Here is a 14246-nt window from a genome sequence, read left to right on the forward strand (position 1 = left end):
GGGGCGGCTGGAAACGGAGCATGCCATGGACGGTCGGGATGAAAAACGCGGGGGAAACCACGCGGACAAAGGTACCGGACCTTGTGCCTAAAGCGAGATGCCACCGCGCCAGTCGCCTACCCTACGACTCAGTTCGTAGTGTCCGCGGCGGATGTTGCGAACGAGGGTTATCTGCGCCGCAGTAGGGCCATGCAGAGTGTCAGACCTGGACCGAACGCCATCCCGATCGCTGTGCCGCCGATGTCGAGTCCATCGCGCAGTTGTTCGACGACGAGCAGCACGGTCGCCGACGAACAGTTACCTCGGGAGTTGAGGATCTGGCGGGTCGCGGCGGTCTGTGCCCTGTCCAGACCCAGTCGCTCCTCTACGACGTCGACGATGCGTAGCCCGCCGGGGTGCACGGCCCATCCCTGGACGTCGGCCCGCTTGAGTTCGAAGGGGTCGAGCAGTGCCGCGGTCGCCTCTTCGACGTGGTTCGCCAGGACGGCGGGGACCTTGGCGGACAGCCCCATCCGGAACCCATGGTCGGTGACGTGCCAGGTCATCAGTTCTTCGCTGGCTGGAGCGGTCACGGCCGTGGTGTCGATTACGTCGAGACCACGCTCAGCGTCGGGCTGGAGCACGATCGCCGCGGCGGCGTCGCCGAACAGGGCGTGCGCGACCACCTGTTCCAGGTCTCGTTCGGGAGTATCCGGCTGGATGTGCAGGGAGGTGAGTTCCACGCAGAGTACGAGGGCGGGTTGCCGGCGGGCCCGGACGAAGTCAGCGGCGGTTCCCATCCCCGGGATCGCCGCGTAGCAGCCCATGTGCCCGATCAGCAGCCGCCGTACCTGCGCTGACATACCGAGCTCACGGGCGAGCTGGATGTCCAGACCCGGTGTGCTGTAACCGGTGCACGACACGACGACGAACAGCCCGACGTCGGCGGCGTTCAGTCCGGCGTCCGTCAGGGCGGCTCTGACGGCCTGTAGTCCAAGGGGGTGCGCGTCCTCGACGTATCGCAGCATCCTGGTGGCTGTCGACCAGCCGCTGATGTCCTCGCGCCGCGGATCCACCACCCCGTGCCGGGTCCGGACTCCGCAGCCCATGAAGATCCGGCGAGCCATCCGGTCGCCTCGGTACCGTCGGTCGAAGACCTCGTCCCACAGGCTCTGCTGGTCGAAAACCCCAGGAAACGCTGTCCCGATCCCGGTGATCACGGCTGTCGTGCCCGGCTCTGCCCCGGCGCTCCTCGCGGGATCCCTGCTCGTGTCGGGAGTCTGCGCCCCCCTCACCACCGGGCCACGTTTGCGTCCGCGTCCGGGTCGCCTCCCAGCGCCGCGAGGCCCAACCAGTCCGCGCACACGTCCGTGGTCGCGGGTTGGAGAGATCCGCACCGAGCGTCCCGGTACAGCCGTTCCAGTGGGTGGCCGCGGCGGGTGACCGTAGTCCCGCACGCCTCGATGACGGAGGCCGCCACATCCTGCGCGGTCTGCCCAGCGAGCAGTTTCGCTCGCCATACCCACCGGTTCGTCGCCGCTGATCCGGGATCGGCCTCCACCCGCCGGGCGCACTCGTCGATCACGACGTCGAGCGCTGCGAGGGCGACGTCCGCGTGACCGAAGCGGGCCCGCACGGCGGGAAGGCCGACCAGGCCCTTCGGTATCCCCGCTGCCGTTCGGCCTCGCGCGTGTTCGATTCCCGCGTTGAAGGTGGCTCGGCCGACCCCGGCGTAGACGGCGGCGTAGGAGGCCACCAACCACTGCGGCATGATCTGCGCGATCAGCAGGCTCAGCCCCTCCAGCCCGCCGACCAGCGCGTCCGCCGGAACCCACACGTCCAGGCGCAGGTCGTGGCTGCCGGTACCCCGCATGCCGAGGGTGTCCCAGTTGGGCTCGACGGTCACCCCGTTCCCGGCTGGAACAAGAAAATGACTGACTCTCGTCGCTGGGCCCGCCGCAGCCGCCAGATGGTCTTCGTCCGGCTGTTCGCCTTCGGAATGGTCTTCGGCTGCGCGCGCGGCGACGAAGTAGACGTCCGCGTGCGACGCACCCGAGCAGAAGGACTTGAGGCCGGTGATCCGGTAGCCGTCGCCCTCACGGCGGTAGGAGGTCCGCAACGCGGACAGTCGCGAGCCGGCGCCCCGTTCGCTCATGGCAACGGCGATGAACGAGCCGCCGGCGGCCTGAGTCAACATCCGGTCGCGCGCGGAGAAATAGGACTCCGGCGCCCCCATCGCGCGGGCGAGCTCGTCCGGAGTCCCGGCCAGCGCGCCCAGGACCGAGGTGTGCATGTTCAGGGCCAGGGCGGTCGAGCCGCTGGCTTCGGCGAGTACCCGCGCGGCATTGGCCCACTGCGCGAAACCGCCGCCATGACCACCGAACCGCCGGGGTACGAGCAGCCCCAACAGACCCGCCTGGCGCAGATCGTCGAGGTCGGCCGCGGGCAGCTCCCCGCAACGATCTGCGTCGCCGGCGCGCCCGGCGATCGCTGCGACGACGCTGTGGGCGAGTTCCGCTCCGTCGGCGCGCGGTGCCCGCGATTGCGCTGGTACCGCGTCGTGTCCGCCCGGTTTCCGCATGCCCACCTCCCACACGCCCGGCTCCAGGAGGTCCGGACCGGCTGACGGGCCCGGACCCTGCGCATCAGCGGACCGTTCAACGCTCATCGAAGTTCCCTTCTTGTCCCGACGGCCTGGTAGACACCCGCGGTGGAGTCGGTCGGCACCATCCGCACCGAGTCGGCTTGACGGACGAGCCAACGGACGTAGTCAGGAAGCGAGGGGCGAAGGCCGCCAACGACAGTCATCTCGATGCCGTACCGATCCAGCGCCGCGCCCAACCGGTCGGGCGACACCAGCAGGCGCGGATCGTGTATTCGAGGCGGCGGGCCACCCGGCAGGCGCTCGGCGAGACGCACCAGACCGATCCGGCAGAACAGCGTGTCCGCGAGCGTGTCGATCACCAACGTTCCGCCCGGAGCGAGGACTCGCCCGATCGCCGTGCAGGCCGCGTCGAGATCCTCGATATGCTCGAACATCTCGCCAGCGACGACGCAGGAGAACTTGCCGTCGGGGAATGGCAGGCGCGTCACGTCGGCCTGGACTGCCTCGACGCCGTGGTCACTGGCCTGGCGGAGTGCCAGCGAGGATAGATCGACACCGATGTGCCGCCATCCCGCGAGCTTGCCAGTCAGTACCCGCGCGAGCAGGCCGCCACCGCAGGCAAGGTCGAGCAGCGGGGCGCCGGTGCGAGGTGGGGCCGGGATGAGGCGGGCGCGCGCCTCGGCGAGCCAGTGCAACGCCGCGAACCGTCCGTGAGTGGGCCACCACTGGTCGGCGAGGTCGTCGTACTGCGCGGGATCGTTGCGGCGCCGGCGCGGCAACCGCCGTCGTCCGTTCGGGCTCGTCGCCGCGGGCCTTTGATCGCACGATTCCAGAACGATCCGATATGGGTGAAACATCGATTCCGGCCGGTGTGTCGACCTGTTCACGTGGCTCCCCGAAGGAATAGTGGCAGAATCTAAATGAGATGTTCCAGAGATGATGCGGATCTGTAGGGCCGGCCCGTTTCCATGAAATCGGTACAACAATCACACGTCGGAAAATTTTCTCGTCCGGCCATGGGTCTTTCGTCGATCATCTGTCATCAGCTCAGGTACGTGCCGGCGGCGACAACGAGCGCAACGTCGAGCGCGGCGACTGCCATCGCGATCCGGAAGGCATGGCGGTCGCCGAGCCGGAGACCCAGCACCGTCAGCGCCGTCACGGCGACCAGGATGGCGACGCGCCACAGGCTGAGGTCCGCCGGTCCCAGCACAGCGACAGCGGAACCCGTTGCGAGCAGGAGGGCAGCGGACCGCCGCGAACCGGCCGCCCCGAGGTGTTGCGGCAGGCCGCGCACCCCGGTCCGGGCGTCGGTGGCGAGGTCGGGAAGGGTGTTCGCGAAGTGCGCGCCCGAGCCGAGCAGAGCGCCCGCCAGCAGCAGCCACCAGGGCGGTGCTGGATGATCAGGAAGCCCCAGTACGACGAACGCCGGCAGCAGGGCGAACGAGAGAGCGTACGGGAGGACGGACAGTCTGGTCGCCTTGAGTCCCAGGTTGTAGGCCCATGCACCAGCGACTGCGCAGAGATGGGTCCAGCCCGCCGGGCTACCCGAGGCGAAGGACAGCGGAACGCACGCGACCAGCGCGACCACGCAGGCGAGGGTGACCGGCCCCGGCGCTACTCCGCCGGCGGCGATCGGCTTCTCCGTTCGGCCGCCCGCCGCGTCGCGCTCCTGATCGATGACGTCGTTACTCCAGCCAATCGACAACTGCCCCGTGACGATCGCGGCCGCCACGGCGGCGATACCCGAGGCGGAGCGCCCGCTGGAGATCGCCAGTGCGGTGGCGAAGAGCGTCACCGCCGCGGTCGGCTCCGGATGACAGGCCCGCACCAGCGCAGCGAACCGCCCCGTGTCCGCAGGCGTCGCAGTGGTGGGCACCCGCTTCACTCCGCATCGTGCGGACGGAAGACCCATACCGCCGGATTCGACCGGCGCGGCAACGTTGATGGCCAGCGAACTATTGGCGGCCGATCTTCGCGACTGGGACACCACGGGTACGCCTCTGTGTTCATCGAAAGAATCTTGTCGACCCCCTTTGGTGTGGAACGTCCACACCGGTATCGAGCGGCGTGGACTCCTGGATGACGACCCAGCGCATCGCGGATCACGGCGAACAGCCTTTGCCGCAAGCCTTTCCTGGACCGCAGTCCGGTCCAGCAAGTGTGGCAGCAGAAGCTGCCTGTGTTGTGCATGTCGAGGCTGAAGGAGCACGGCGGACCACACCCACCCACCCGCGGCCTGTCCGCCGTCCGGTAGGCCGCGGGATTCGCGGGCCAGGAACGCCGAAGCGACCTGCGCGGTCGTCAGGCCGCCGACCGCGCGCAGGGAGCTGCGACGGTGCATGCCCGCGATCCACTCCGGATTACGCGTCTCGGTCGCAGCGCCCAGACCCGCAAACATCGTGATCACGTATTCCTCTTTCGGTCCTTTCGTCCTGCGCCCGGCCGGGCGCTCGCCCCTTTGGCCGCGGGACACCGGATCTGGACGTGTCGGCCGCCACCGTTTCCGCCGTGCCGACGCCGGGCAGCCGATCGCGGGCTTGGTCGGCTCGTTCCCTGAGGTGGCGCAGGCTGTCCTCCAGGGCGGCGACTTCGCCCGCCGAACGCATCGTCAGGGCCCTGGCGGTCAACGCCGACGGCCCAGTCCTGGCACCCACAGGGTCGGCCGTAGAAAGGCCGCGCGACAACGGCGGGTGGCTACGGCGTCGCGCAATCCTCGGGGGAGCCTCAGGGGATCGAAGCGAGCGGCCAGATCTGGCCGGTGGTGCTGTCGATGAGCGCGGCTTGGCTGATCCGGGCGGCGAGCGGGAGGACGTCGTAGACGGTGGCGGCGGCAACCGGAAGCTGCGCGAGGCGGGCCCGCGGAACGAGGGCGCAATGCGGTAGCCACCTGTCGATCTCGTAGTGCTGGTGGATGAACGCCCCGGTGGCTCGGACGGCCCGGACGGCCTCCTGCTGCCGGCCGACAAGTCCCGCCTGGCCGGCCGGAATGAGCGAGATGCGGCCGCGGCGGAAGGCGCCGAGCGCGTCAAAGGTGATCTCCATGGGTCCCCGGTCGGGGAGGGCCTCGATCGCGGCCTGAACGCTGCCGAGATCCCATCGCAGCAGGACCACATAGGACAGGTGAGGACGGTGGAGACGGTGAGTGTGCGAGCGGAGCGTCGGCACGCCTCGCTCCTCGAGCCGATCCCACAGGTCTCGCAGCGCACGGTCGGCACGGGAATCGAAGAGCAGGCAAATCCCGAGAGCCACGATCTAACGGTAGCCGATCACATCCGTTACGCAGTCGAGACCGCTCAACCTCGCGCAGGATGGACCTGTGGGGTGCCAGAACTCGGCCACCGGCGTTGATCTGGTCTTTTAGGCGGCTCGTTCGTATTCGTTGATCAGGCCACCGAGGACGGGTCGGCGCTTGATCCGTGCCGTCGTGACGTCGGCGATTGGATGGTCGGGCCGGGGTGGTTGAAGGCGGAGCGCGCGGTGCGGGCGTCGTCCGTTGTAGTGCCGTGCGTACTCGGCCAGGACGGTGCGCAGGTGCCGCTCACCGACGATCAGCATCCGGTCGGTGACCTCGGTCCGGACGGTGCGGACGAACCGTTCCGCGTAGGCGTTCGCGGGGGGTTCGGGGTGGGATCCTGACCGTGGTGATGCCGGCGTCGGCGAGGACCGCGTCGAACGACGCGGTGAACTGCCCGGCCCGGTCACGGATCAGGAACTGGAAGTCGGCCGCCCGGTCACCGAGGTCCATCACAAGGTTGCGGATCTGCTGGGTGGTCCAGGGCTCGTCCGGGTGGGCGGTGACCTCGGGGATATGGACGGAGCGGGAGCCGACCTCCAGGACGAACAAGCAGTACAGACGCCGCAGTATCACGGCGCAGTCGTGGGTGATCCCGCACAGGGTTGCGAGGCCGAGGACGAGTTCCGCCATCGCCGCTGTGGGGTTGGCGCGGTCGGCTCCGTCCGCCATCACCCGCTGGACGGTGGTCCAGAAGAACGCGGGGTCGGTGTAGGCGGTCATGATCTCGATTGCCGTCGGCAGGCACGCCGCCGGGCCGTCAGGGACGCTGCCCATGGTCTGCTCCCTCGATCGGCCAGCGCCTGACAGTAGTTGCAAGTGATGTGCAGTTGCACACTAGGTGCGTAACCGAGGTGTGGGATCTCAGTCCCGGCCGGTCGATGTGTCCCGAAATGCGGTGATGTGCTGCTCCGTGCATGGCCAGCCCGCCTGCGCCGAATGCCAGCCCGAGACGGGGCGTCTACCACCATCTGGCCGCCGCCCAGCTCGATGGGCTTCCGGCAGACCGAGGCGACTCGCCGTAGGTCCACCCGCTGCCCGGTTTTCCGGTGCGGCGGGTGGACGTCACGTGGGCTTAGCGCCTGTCCCGCCGGTCAGGCGGGGGTGTCGCTCGCCCGCTGACGGCACCGGCCGCGGGCAGACCGGCTGTGACATCGAGGACGAGGAAGGCCAGGAGGGTCACTCCGAGCACGGGCAGTGCCCAGCCGACCGCGGCGGTGATCAGGACCAGGGCGACCAGCGCGGGCCGGGGTAGCCGCCGCCAGGTGCCCCGGGCGGGGGCCGGGCCGACGAGGCCTGCCTGGTCGGTGCGGGTGGGGCGGCGCTGCCACCACATGCGGTAGCCCCAGACGATCACGCAGATGAGGCCGATCGCGAGGCTGGCCAGCAGGATCTGGTTGGCCGCCCCGAACAGAAGACCCATGTGCGCGGCGATGCCGATCTCATGGGGTGCGAACGGGGACCGTCCGGCGGCCAGACGCCTGTGCCTATCAGGGTCAACCTAGGCCTCAAGCAAGACCGTGCGCCGTGCCGCCGGCCGGTCCCCGTTCCCCACCGCCAGGGCACCCCGCGGGGACTGTCGGGGTGGTGTGGTCTGGTGCTCGTGGTCCGAGCCCGCCCGCGTGGATCCCCACCCCTGTTCGTGCAGATCAGAGCCCTGTCGAGCTCTCCAAGTCGAAGACCGGGGGCCGCGCGGGTCGCTGGGGTCACGAACGGCTCATCGGATGTCGCGCCATCGAGCGCTGCCATGAGAGTGCCGCGTGCCCCGCCCAGGGCCTCGGTCCTGGCCGCCGAACGAGAAGGGAGAGGCACGGGGTGAAGGTGTTCTGTGGGATCGACTGGTCCGAACGGCATCATGACGTCGCCGTGGTTGACGAGGCCGGGACGCTGGTAGCGCGGGCGAGGATCGGCGACAACGCCGGCGGGTTCGCCGATCTGCTCGAGTTGCTCGGCGCCGCCGGGGACAGCCCCGAGAGCCTGGTGCCGGTGGCGTTGGAGACCCCGCGCGGGCTGCTGGTCGCCGCGCTGCGGGCGACGGGACGGCCGGTGTATGCGATCAACCCGATGGCCGCGGCCCGCTACCGCGACCGTCACTCCGTCGCCCGGGCCAAGTCCGACCACGCCGACGCGGTGATGCTCGCGAACATCCTGCGCACCGACGCGCCCGCCCACCGGACCCTGCCCGCCGACAGCGAGGCCGCCCAGGCGGTGGGAGTGCTGGCCCGGGCCCAGCAGGACGCGGTCTGGCACCGCACCCGCATCGCCAACGAACTGCGCTCCCTGCTCCGCGAGTACTACCCCGCTTTCCTGACCCTGTTCGCCGGCAAGCCCTCCGGCGTCGCAGACTCGGTCGCCCGCGCGGTCCTGGCCGTCGCGTCGACCCCGGCGGCCGCCGCCCGCTGCTCCCGGCCACGGTTCGCCGCGGCGCTACGCCGGGCCGGCCGGAAGCGGGGGATCGACGGGTCGGTAGAGACCATCCGTGCCGGGCTGCGGGCACCGGCACTGCGCCAGCCGGGCGGGGTGGAGGAGGCCTTCGGCCGCCAGGCGCTCGCGCTGCTGGGCATCCTCGACGCCGCCTGCCGGGCCGCCGACGACCTCGCCGACGCCACCCGCGAAGCGTTCGCCGCGCACCCCGACCACCAGGTCATCACCAGCTTCCCCGGCCTCGGGGACCTCCTCGGCGCCCGGGTCCTCGCCGAGATCGGCGACGACCGCACCCGCTTCCCCGAGGCTCGCAACCTCAAGGCCTACGCCGGCTCCAGCCCAGTCACCCGCGCCTCCGGCCGCAGCCGCACCGTCGTGCACCGCCGGGTGAAAAACCAGCGTCTGGCGGCCGCCGGACATCTGTGGGCCTTTGGCTCCCTGACCAGCTCGGCCGGGGCACGGGCCCACTACGACCGCCGCCGCGGCGGCGGGGACCGGCACAACGCCGCCAGCCGCCACCTGTTCAACCGGCTCCTCGGCACCCTCCACCACTGCCTCGCCACCGGTCAGACCTACGACGAACAGCGCGCCTTCCCGCCGCCGCGGATGGAGGACGCCGCTTGATCAGACAAGTGGACCCCTCGTCCACGAGGACATCCTTTGGGAGCATCCAGTCCCATGGAGACCTCACCACCGCCGAATCCCTACGAGGAGGCCGCCGCCGAGTACTCGGCTCGCAACGAGTCGAACGTGTGGAACGCCTGCTACGAACGGCCCGCGATCCTCGCGCTCCTGCCGGAGATCTCCGGGCAGCGGGTGCTCGACGCCGGGTGCGGCTCGGGCGCCCATTCCGCCGAGCTGCGCAGCCGTGGTGCCAGCGTCATCGGGCTCGACAACAGCGCCGCTCTCCTGAGGATCGCCCACCGTCGGCTCGGGCCGGACGTGCCCCTGCACCTGGCCGATCTCGGTGATCCCCTACCGCTGCCCGAAGCGGACGTCGACGTCGTCCTCGCCAGCCTGGTGATGCACTACCTCCAGGACTGGACACCGACGTTGCGGGAGTTCCACCGGGTACTGCGGCCCGGGGGCACGTTCGTCATGTCGACCCACCACCCGTTCCTGGACTACACCCTGTCCGGCAGCGAGAACTACTTCGCGCACGAGCAGTGGAGCGAACCGTGGACGTTCGACGACAAGACCGTGACGATGCGGTTCTGGCGGCGTCCCCTGCACGCGATCCTCGACGCCCTGACCAACACCGGGTTCACCCTCACCCGACTCAGCGAGCCCCAGCCCCTCCCCGAGGTCCGCGACCGAGACCCCCGGGGATGGAAGCTCCTCACCACCCAGCCACGTTTCCTCTTCCTCGCCGCCCGCCGGGACTGAGACCCGACCAGCCCACCGAACCTCGAACCACCTTGACGCCATAGACCCATCGGATGTCTTGCTGAGTTGCGCGAGCAGTGGCCAGTTCTCTCTTAAACAGGAGGATCTACGGGCAAGATTGGCCGGACTCGCTGGGCAACAGTGTCCTCCGGCCTAATCGTCGAGGGACAGTCCCATTTAAGGGCGTCAACCCCGGCCGGCGTGTGGTCCACGGGGGGCGGGCGAGCCTGGCTGAGTGCCCCGTCGCCGCCCGCCGGCATGGCCGCTGGACTCGCCGGAGTTCAGCGCCTGGTGTCCACGGCGCGGACTCGGAGGATGCGGCCTGGCCAGCCACCGGCCTTCGGGCCAAGTCTGGTCCCCGGTGGCTGGCCGCCCCCCGTACGGCGTCGCCAGATTAGCCGCGTATCAGGGCAAGGCCGAGCTTCGCTGCAGGTCATCGCGTCCCGTCTGTCCTGTCCTGTCCTGTCGCGCCCGGCGGGCCTGGAACAATCACCGCGATGGTAGGTGACCGAGGTGCGGCGGATGGTCATGCCGTGATGGTGGCCGCCCACCGGTCGCGACGCCGGGCGAAGGAAGACCGAAGGACGATGACGCCGAGGGGACGATGACAGAGCTGGGACCGGAGCGGGAGCCGGCGGCAGCGGCGCCGGGTACCGGGCTGGGGGCGGTCTCGACCGACGAGGAGCTGCGCGACGCGGTCCTGGCCCTGCTGGGCACCTCCTATGACCGTGCGGTGGAGAGCCGCACCGGCCTGTCCAAGACCACGGTGAACGACCTACGTAACGGACGCCGCCGGCTCACCCTGAAGACCCTCACCCTGATCGTGGAGACATACGACCCGACGCGTCGTGACGCCTGGTTGGACGCGTGGCACCGGCTGCACCCGCGCGCTGTGTCGCGGGTCCCCCGACCAGCGGAGCCGCCCGCCCGGCCGGCTGGTCCCGGTTCCCGCCCGTCCGCGGTTGCCAACCCGGAGGCCCTGGACCGGGGCGAACCCGACGATCCCGCAGACTGTCCTGCCCCGCTCGATCGGCCGCAGCGTGCAGAGGGCCCGGATCCCGCTGACGATTCCTCCCGGGCCGACGGCCCCGACCCCGCCGGTGACCCGCAACGCTTCGGCCGTCCCACACATGCGGCACCGGCCAGCCGTCCGGCCGCGCCCGGCTTGCGGCAGACCGTTCGGCTGCTGGCCGGTGCCGCATTCGTCGCCGCTGTGGCGGCCGTCGTCGCAGCGGTGCTCGTCCTGACCGGCGGCGATTCCGCCGTCGATCCGGAGCCGGGCGGCGGGCCGCCCCCGCCGGGACCGGTGGGCGCCGCGGGTCTGCCGCCCTACGGCCCAGGGGGCCCCGGAGCCGCTGCTCCAGTTGGCGGACCCGGTCCGCCGCCGGCCATCGGCGCGCGGCCGGCGGCCGACGCCGAAACCGCCGTACACGGCGGGTGCTATAGCCTGTCGCTGCCGACCAGGGCAGATGTCATCGACGGGCAGGGCAGCGAGACCACCGGCATCCGGCTGACGGCCGCGTCGTACAGCTACTTTGCGGCGTGGAACCCGTCTGCGGCGGTGGGTGGCAGGCTCAGCGGCCCGCCGGCCGCGGGCCGGCGTTTCGTGGGTGCGGCGTGGGCGGATCCAGCGACGACAGACTCCACGCCCGCTCATCATCCCGGCAACGGCAGATTCTATCCCGGTGAAGTGCTGGAGCTGACCGACCAGAACTGCTTCACGGTCCAGCCCTACAACATCGGGTACGGCGGGTACTCGGGCATCACGACGCGTATCTACGTCTTGTCGATAGACGCGTCAGACACCTCGGTGCTCCCGCGGGAGGCCCACCAGCGCGCCGGCCTGACCGAGCACGACCTAGCGCGGCACGGCGTCGACGTGCTCGGCTACTTCGCTGTCCCGTCGCCGGCATGGTCCGGCGGTTGATGGTGGGCACGCCGGCAAACAGCCCGGCCGCAGACACGTACACCACGCTGTGGCCCACCCGGCTTCCGCAGTTCGTATTAGCCGCGAGTCGCTGGATCTGGGCCTTGACCTGGGAAGACAGATACGGCGGCATCGCCGCGCGTGTGCCCACAGCCTGATCCCGCGTTCTCGCAGGTCACGCGTCTGCGCGGCGGCATAGATCGGTGTGTTGGGCACGCCTTTGTTCGCTTCGCCCACGTCCACGCATGGGAGCGTGGACACACGATCACGGTCGCTGGCGCGGGAGTCGCCGGAGGCCTTGATCTTGTGCGCCGGACACGGCATCACCCCACGTCAGGGCCGTCGATCACCCATCCGGGGCACGGTGTGGGCACACGCTGTACCGACGGGTAACTCCGTTGTTGCAGGTCACACGTGGTTTCCGGCTGCCCGTGTGCCCACCTGCTGCGGAACCCGGGGGACACATCCCGCCCGGATAACGTCACCCGAGCACCACGGCGTACGGATCTCCCCGCGGGGGCGAGCGGGTAACGGTCAGCCGATGGGCCACCATCCCGGCGTTCAAATGTTGATCCAGATCAGCCTCGAGCCGAGCGGGCTGACCTTGTGTGGGCCTGGCTGGCGGGTCATGGGAGTCGGGATCCGAGCAGGATCGATGATGTTCCGGCGGCGAGACCGAGGATGAGGGTCAGGCCGATGAACCAGGTGGTGATTTCGCGGTGTTCGGTGGTGTAGCCGATGGAGCTGCCGAGGTTGCGGTAGACGGCGGCGAGTTCGTCGCCGGAGGTGGCTTCGTGGGCGGTACCGCCCGAATCATCGGCGATGGTACGTAGCGCTTCTCTGTTGACGGGTACGGGGATGTGTTGGCCGCCGACGTCGAGGGTGCCGTCCTGGGTGCTGTGCACCGGCACGCCGACGGTGCGCGCCGCGGCGACGCCCTGGTCGTTCGGCCGGCCGCGGGTGGTCTCCCCGTCGGACATCAGCACGATCGCCGCGGGCGGGGGCGTGGCCTGCCTGTGGGGCTCCAGAACCCGGGTTTCGGCCTGTGAGCTGGTCTTTTGCGGTTGACAGGATCTTCTGTGGAAGTGGTCAGGCATCCCATGTTCTTAGGTGTCAAGCGGCGGGTTCGAGTGTGGCGTTCTGTGGCCAGGCGGTTGCTTCGTTGTAGGGGGTGTTGGTCTTGAGGTAGCCGTGCAGGATGCCGACGAGGCGGTTGCCGAGCTGGCGCAGGGCGGCGTGGTGGCCGGTGCCGCGGGCGCGGATGGCGTCGTAGTAGGCGCGGGCGCCGGGTGAGGCTCGCAGGGCGCAGAAGGCCTGCTGGTGCAGGGCGTCGGCGAGCCGGTCGTTGCGGGCGTAGCGGGCCATGACGACGGTCTTCTTGCCGGAGGCTCGGGTGATGGGGCTGGTGCCGGCGTAGTTCTTGCGCGACTTCGCGTCGGCGTAGCGCCGTGAGTCGTCGCCGAACTCGGCGAGCACCCGGGCGGCGAGGACCGATCCCAGGCCGGGCTGGGAGCGCAGGAGCTCAGCGTCCGGGTGCTGGCCAAAATGGGCATCGACCTGCTCACCGAGCCGGTCGATCTCGGTGTTGAGCGTGCCGATCAGCCCGGTCTGGGCGCGCACGACCGCGCCGTAGGCGGCGGCGGTGGCCGGGCGGACCTGTAGCTGGCCGGCTTGGAACGCGGCCCGGATCTTCCGCGCCTTCTCGGCGATGTCGCGGCGGCGGGCCCGCTTGAGGGCGGCGGAGATCTGCGCGACGGTGAGGCGCCGGGCCAGGTCCGGGGTTGGAGTCTTGCCGAGCAGTTCGAGGGTGTCGGCGGCGGCCAGGTCGTCGAAGGCGGCCACCGCGGCCGGGAAGGACTCGATCAGCGCGGCGCGCAGCCGTTGGACCTGCCTCGTGCGGTCTCAGATCAGCGTCTGGTGGGCTCGGGCGGTGACCTTCACCGCCTCCGCCAGGTCGCTGTCGCCCGCGACCGGCCGCAGCTGGTGACGGTCGGTGCGGACCATGTCCGCCAGCGCGTGCGCGTCGCCGGCGTCGCTCTTGGCCCCGGACGTCGAGTACCGCTCCCGGTACCGGGCTGCCTGCACCGGGTTCACCGCGATCACCTGGTAGCCCGCCGCGACCAGCGCCGCCACCCACGGCCCCCGGTCGGTCTCGATCCCGACCACCACCTGCCCCGGGTCGGCGTCCTCGTCCAGGTGCGCGCCGATCAGCTCGTGCAGCCGGGTGATCCCGGCCAGCCCCTCCGGCAGCCGGCCCTTCGCGAGGCGTCGGCCCGTCTCGTCCTGCACCTCCACATCATGGTGATCTTCCGCCCAGTCGTCCCCGACGAACAGCACCCAGGCCTCCTCGCCTCCGACAGCAGGTCCGGTAGCCATCCGGGAGATCCACCACGACCTAATGGTCAAGTGGTCACGTCACGATCGACGGCCACGACTGCGTCCAGGCGGCGAGAGTGCTCACCTACCGGCGGCTACCGGCACCGAGCCTGCCTTACGGCGACCCGGTAGCTTCCATTAGGCGGCGTTGCGATATTCGTTGATCAACCCGCCGAGGATGCATGTGCGACGGACGGTGGAACCCGGGATTGGGGCGACTGCGGGTGGCGGGTCGGGTGGGTGCTGGCGGAGGG

Annotated in this window: 9 protein-coding genes and 4 pseudogenes; 3 read left to right on the top strand and 10 right to left on the bottom strand. The window is 70.2% G+C overall.

From position 1 onward, the window contains the following. Positions 1 to 167: 167 nt before the first annotated feature. From FMEAI12_RS13180 to FMEAI12_RS13215, 7 genes and pseudogenes are all read right to left on the bottom strand, one after another. Positions 168 to 1199, bottom strand: coding sequence for a type III polyketide synthase (locus FMEAI12_RS13180; protein ID WP_112106249.1), 1032 nt, complete (start codon positions 1197 to 1199; stop codon positions 168 to 170). Between the two features lie 71 nt (positions 1200 to 1270). Further along, on the bottom strand, positions 1271 to 2647 hold the full coding sequence (locus FMEAI12_RS13185) for an acyl-CoA dehydrogenase family protein (protein ID WP_235013954.1): 1377 nt from the start codon (positions 2645 to 2647) through the stop codon (positions 1271 to 1273). Continuing rightward, positions 2644 to 3363, bottom strand: coding sequence for a bifunctional 2-polyprenyl-6-hydroxyphenol methylase/3-demethylubiquinol 3-O-methyltransferase UbiG (locus FMEAI12_RS13190; RefSeq protein ID WP_071060297.1), 720 nt, complete (start codon positions 3361 to 3363; stop codon positions 2644 to 2646). Before FMEAI12_RS13190 ends, FMEAI12_RS13185 begins: the two co-directional genes overlap by 4 nt. Before the next feature lie 263 nt (positions 3364 to 3626). After that, complete coding sequence (locus FMEAI12_RS13195; RefSeq protein WP_112106250.1) at positions 3627 to 4499, bottom strand: UbiA family prenyltransferase; 873 nt, start codon at positions 4497 to 4499, stop codon at positions 3627 to 3629. A gap of 812 nt (positions 4500 to 5311) precedes the next feature. After that, entirely contained in the window at positions 5312 to 5836 is a 525-nt protein-coding gene (locus tag FMEAI12_RS13200) for a 2'-5' RNA ligase family protein (protein ID WP_112106251.1), read from the bottom strand. Between the two features lie 108 nt (positions 5837 to 5944). Further along, positions 5945 to 6239 (bottom strand): annotated as a pseudogene (locus tag FMEAI12_RS37115) (integrase core domain-containing protein); the annotation flags it as partial. A gap of 715 nt (positions 6240 to 6954) precedes the next feature. Further along, positions 6955 to 7323: pseudogene (locus FMEAI12_RS13215) on the bottom strand (PepSY domain-containing protein); the annotation flags it as partial. A 371-nt stretch (positions 7324 to 7694) separates the two neighbouring features. On the opposite strand from FMEAI12_RS13215, the gene FMEAI12_RS13220 reads away from it, so the two are divergent. The 3 genes from FMEAI12_RS13220 (at position 7695) to FMEAI12_RS13230 (ending at position 11616) form a co-directional block, all read left to right on the top strand. Next, positions 7695 to 8927 (top strand): IS110 family transposase, encoded by a 1233-nt coding sequence (locus FMEAI12_RS13220; protein WP_112106253.1) that lies wholly within the window; start codon positions 7695 to 7697, stop codon positions 8925 to 8927. A gap of 54 nt (positions 8928 to 8981) precedes the next feature. Beyond that, positions 8982 to 9689, top strand: coding sequence for a class I SAM-dependent methyltransferase (locus tag FMEAI12_RS13225; protein WP_112106254.1), 708 nt, complete (start codon positions 8982 to 8984; stop codon positions 9687 to 9689). Positions 9690 to 10293: 604 nt separating this feature from the next. Next, entirely contained in the window at positions 10294 to 11616 is a 1323-nt protein-coding gene (locus FMEAI12_RS13230; RefSeq protein WP_112106255.1) for a helix-turn-helix transcriptional regulator, read from the top strand. Between the two features lie 626 nt (positions 11617 to 12242). Here the strand turns inward: FMEAI12_RS13230 and FMEAI12_RS13235 are convergent. From FMEAI12_RS13235 to FMEAI12_RS39880, 3 genes and pseudogenes are all read right to left on the bottom strand, one after another. Next, positions 12243 to 12596, bottom strand: coding sequence for a hypothetical protein (locus tag FMEAI12_RS13235; protein WP_235013955.1), 354 nt, complete (start codon positions 12594 to 12596; stop codon positions 12243 to 12245). A gap of 133 nt (positions 12597 to 12729) precedes the next feature. After that, positions 12730 to 13953: pseudogene (locus tag FMEAI12_RS13240) on the bottom strand (IS110 family transposase). 177 nt (positions 13954 to 14130) lie between these two features. Next, a pseudogene (locus FMEAI12_RS39880) lies at positions 14131 to 14246 on the bottom strand (integrase); the annotation flags it as partial.

Source organism: Parafrankia sp. Ea1.12, from assembly GCF_900465275.1.
Taxonomy (GTDB): Bacteria; Actinomycetota; Actinomycetes; order Frankiales; family Frankiaceae; genus Parafrankia; species Parafrankia soli.

What these genes read in the sequence shown, in the direction of transcription:
- FMEAI12_RS13185 (WP_235013954.1), bottom strand. Translation starts at nt 2,647, where the DNA reads ATGAGCGTTGAACGGTCCGCTGATGCGCAGGGTCCGGGCCCGTCAGCC.
- FMEAI12_RS13195 (WP_112106250.1), bottom strand. Translation starts at nt 4,499, where the DNA reads ATGGGTCTTCCGTCCGCACGATGCGGAGTGAAGCGGGTGCCCACCACT.
- FMEAI12_RS13235 (WP_235013955.1), bottom strand. Translation starts at nt 12,596, where the DNA reads ATGTCCGACGGGGAGACCACCCGCGGCCGGCCGAACGACCAGGGCGTC.
- FMEAI12_RS13225 (WP_112106254.1), top strand. Translation starts at nt 8,982, where the DNA reads ATGGAGACCTCACCACCGCCGAATCCCTACGAGGAGGCCGCCGCCGAG.
- FMEAI12_RS13230 (WP_112106255.1), top strand. Translation starts at nt 10,294, where the DNA reads ATGACAGAGCTGGGACCGGAGCGGGAGCCGGCGGCAGCGGCGCCGGGT.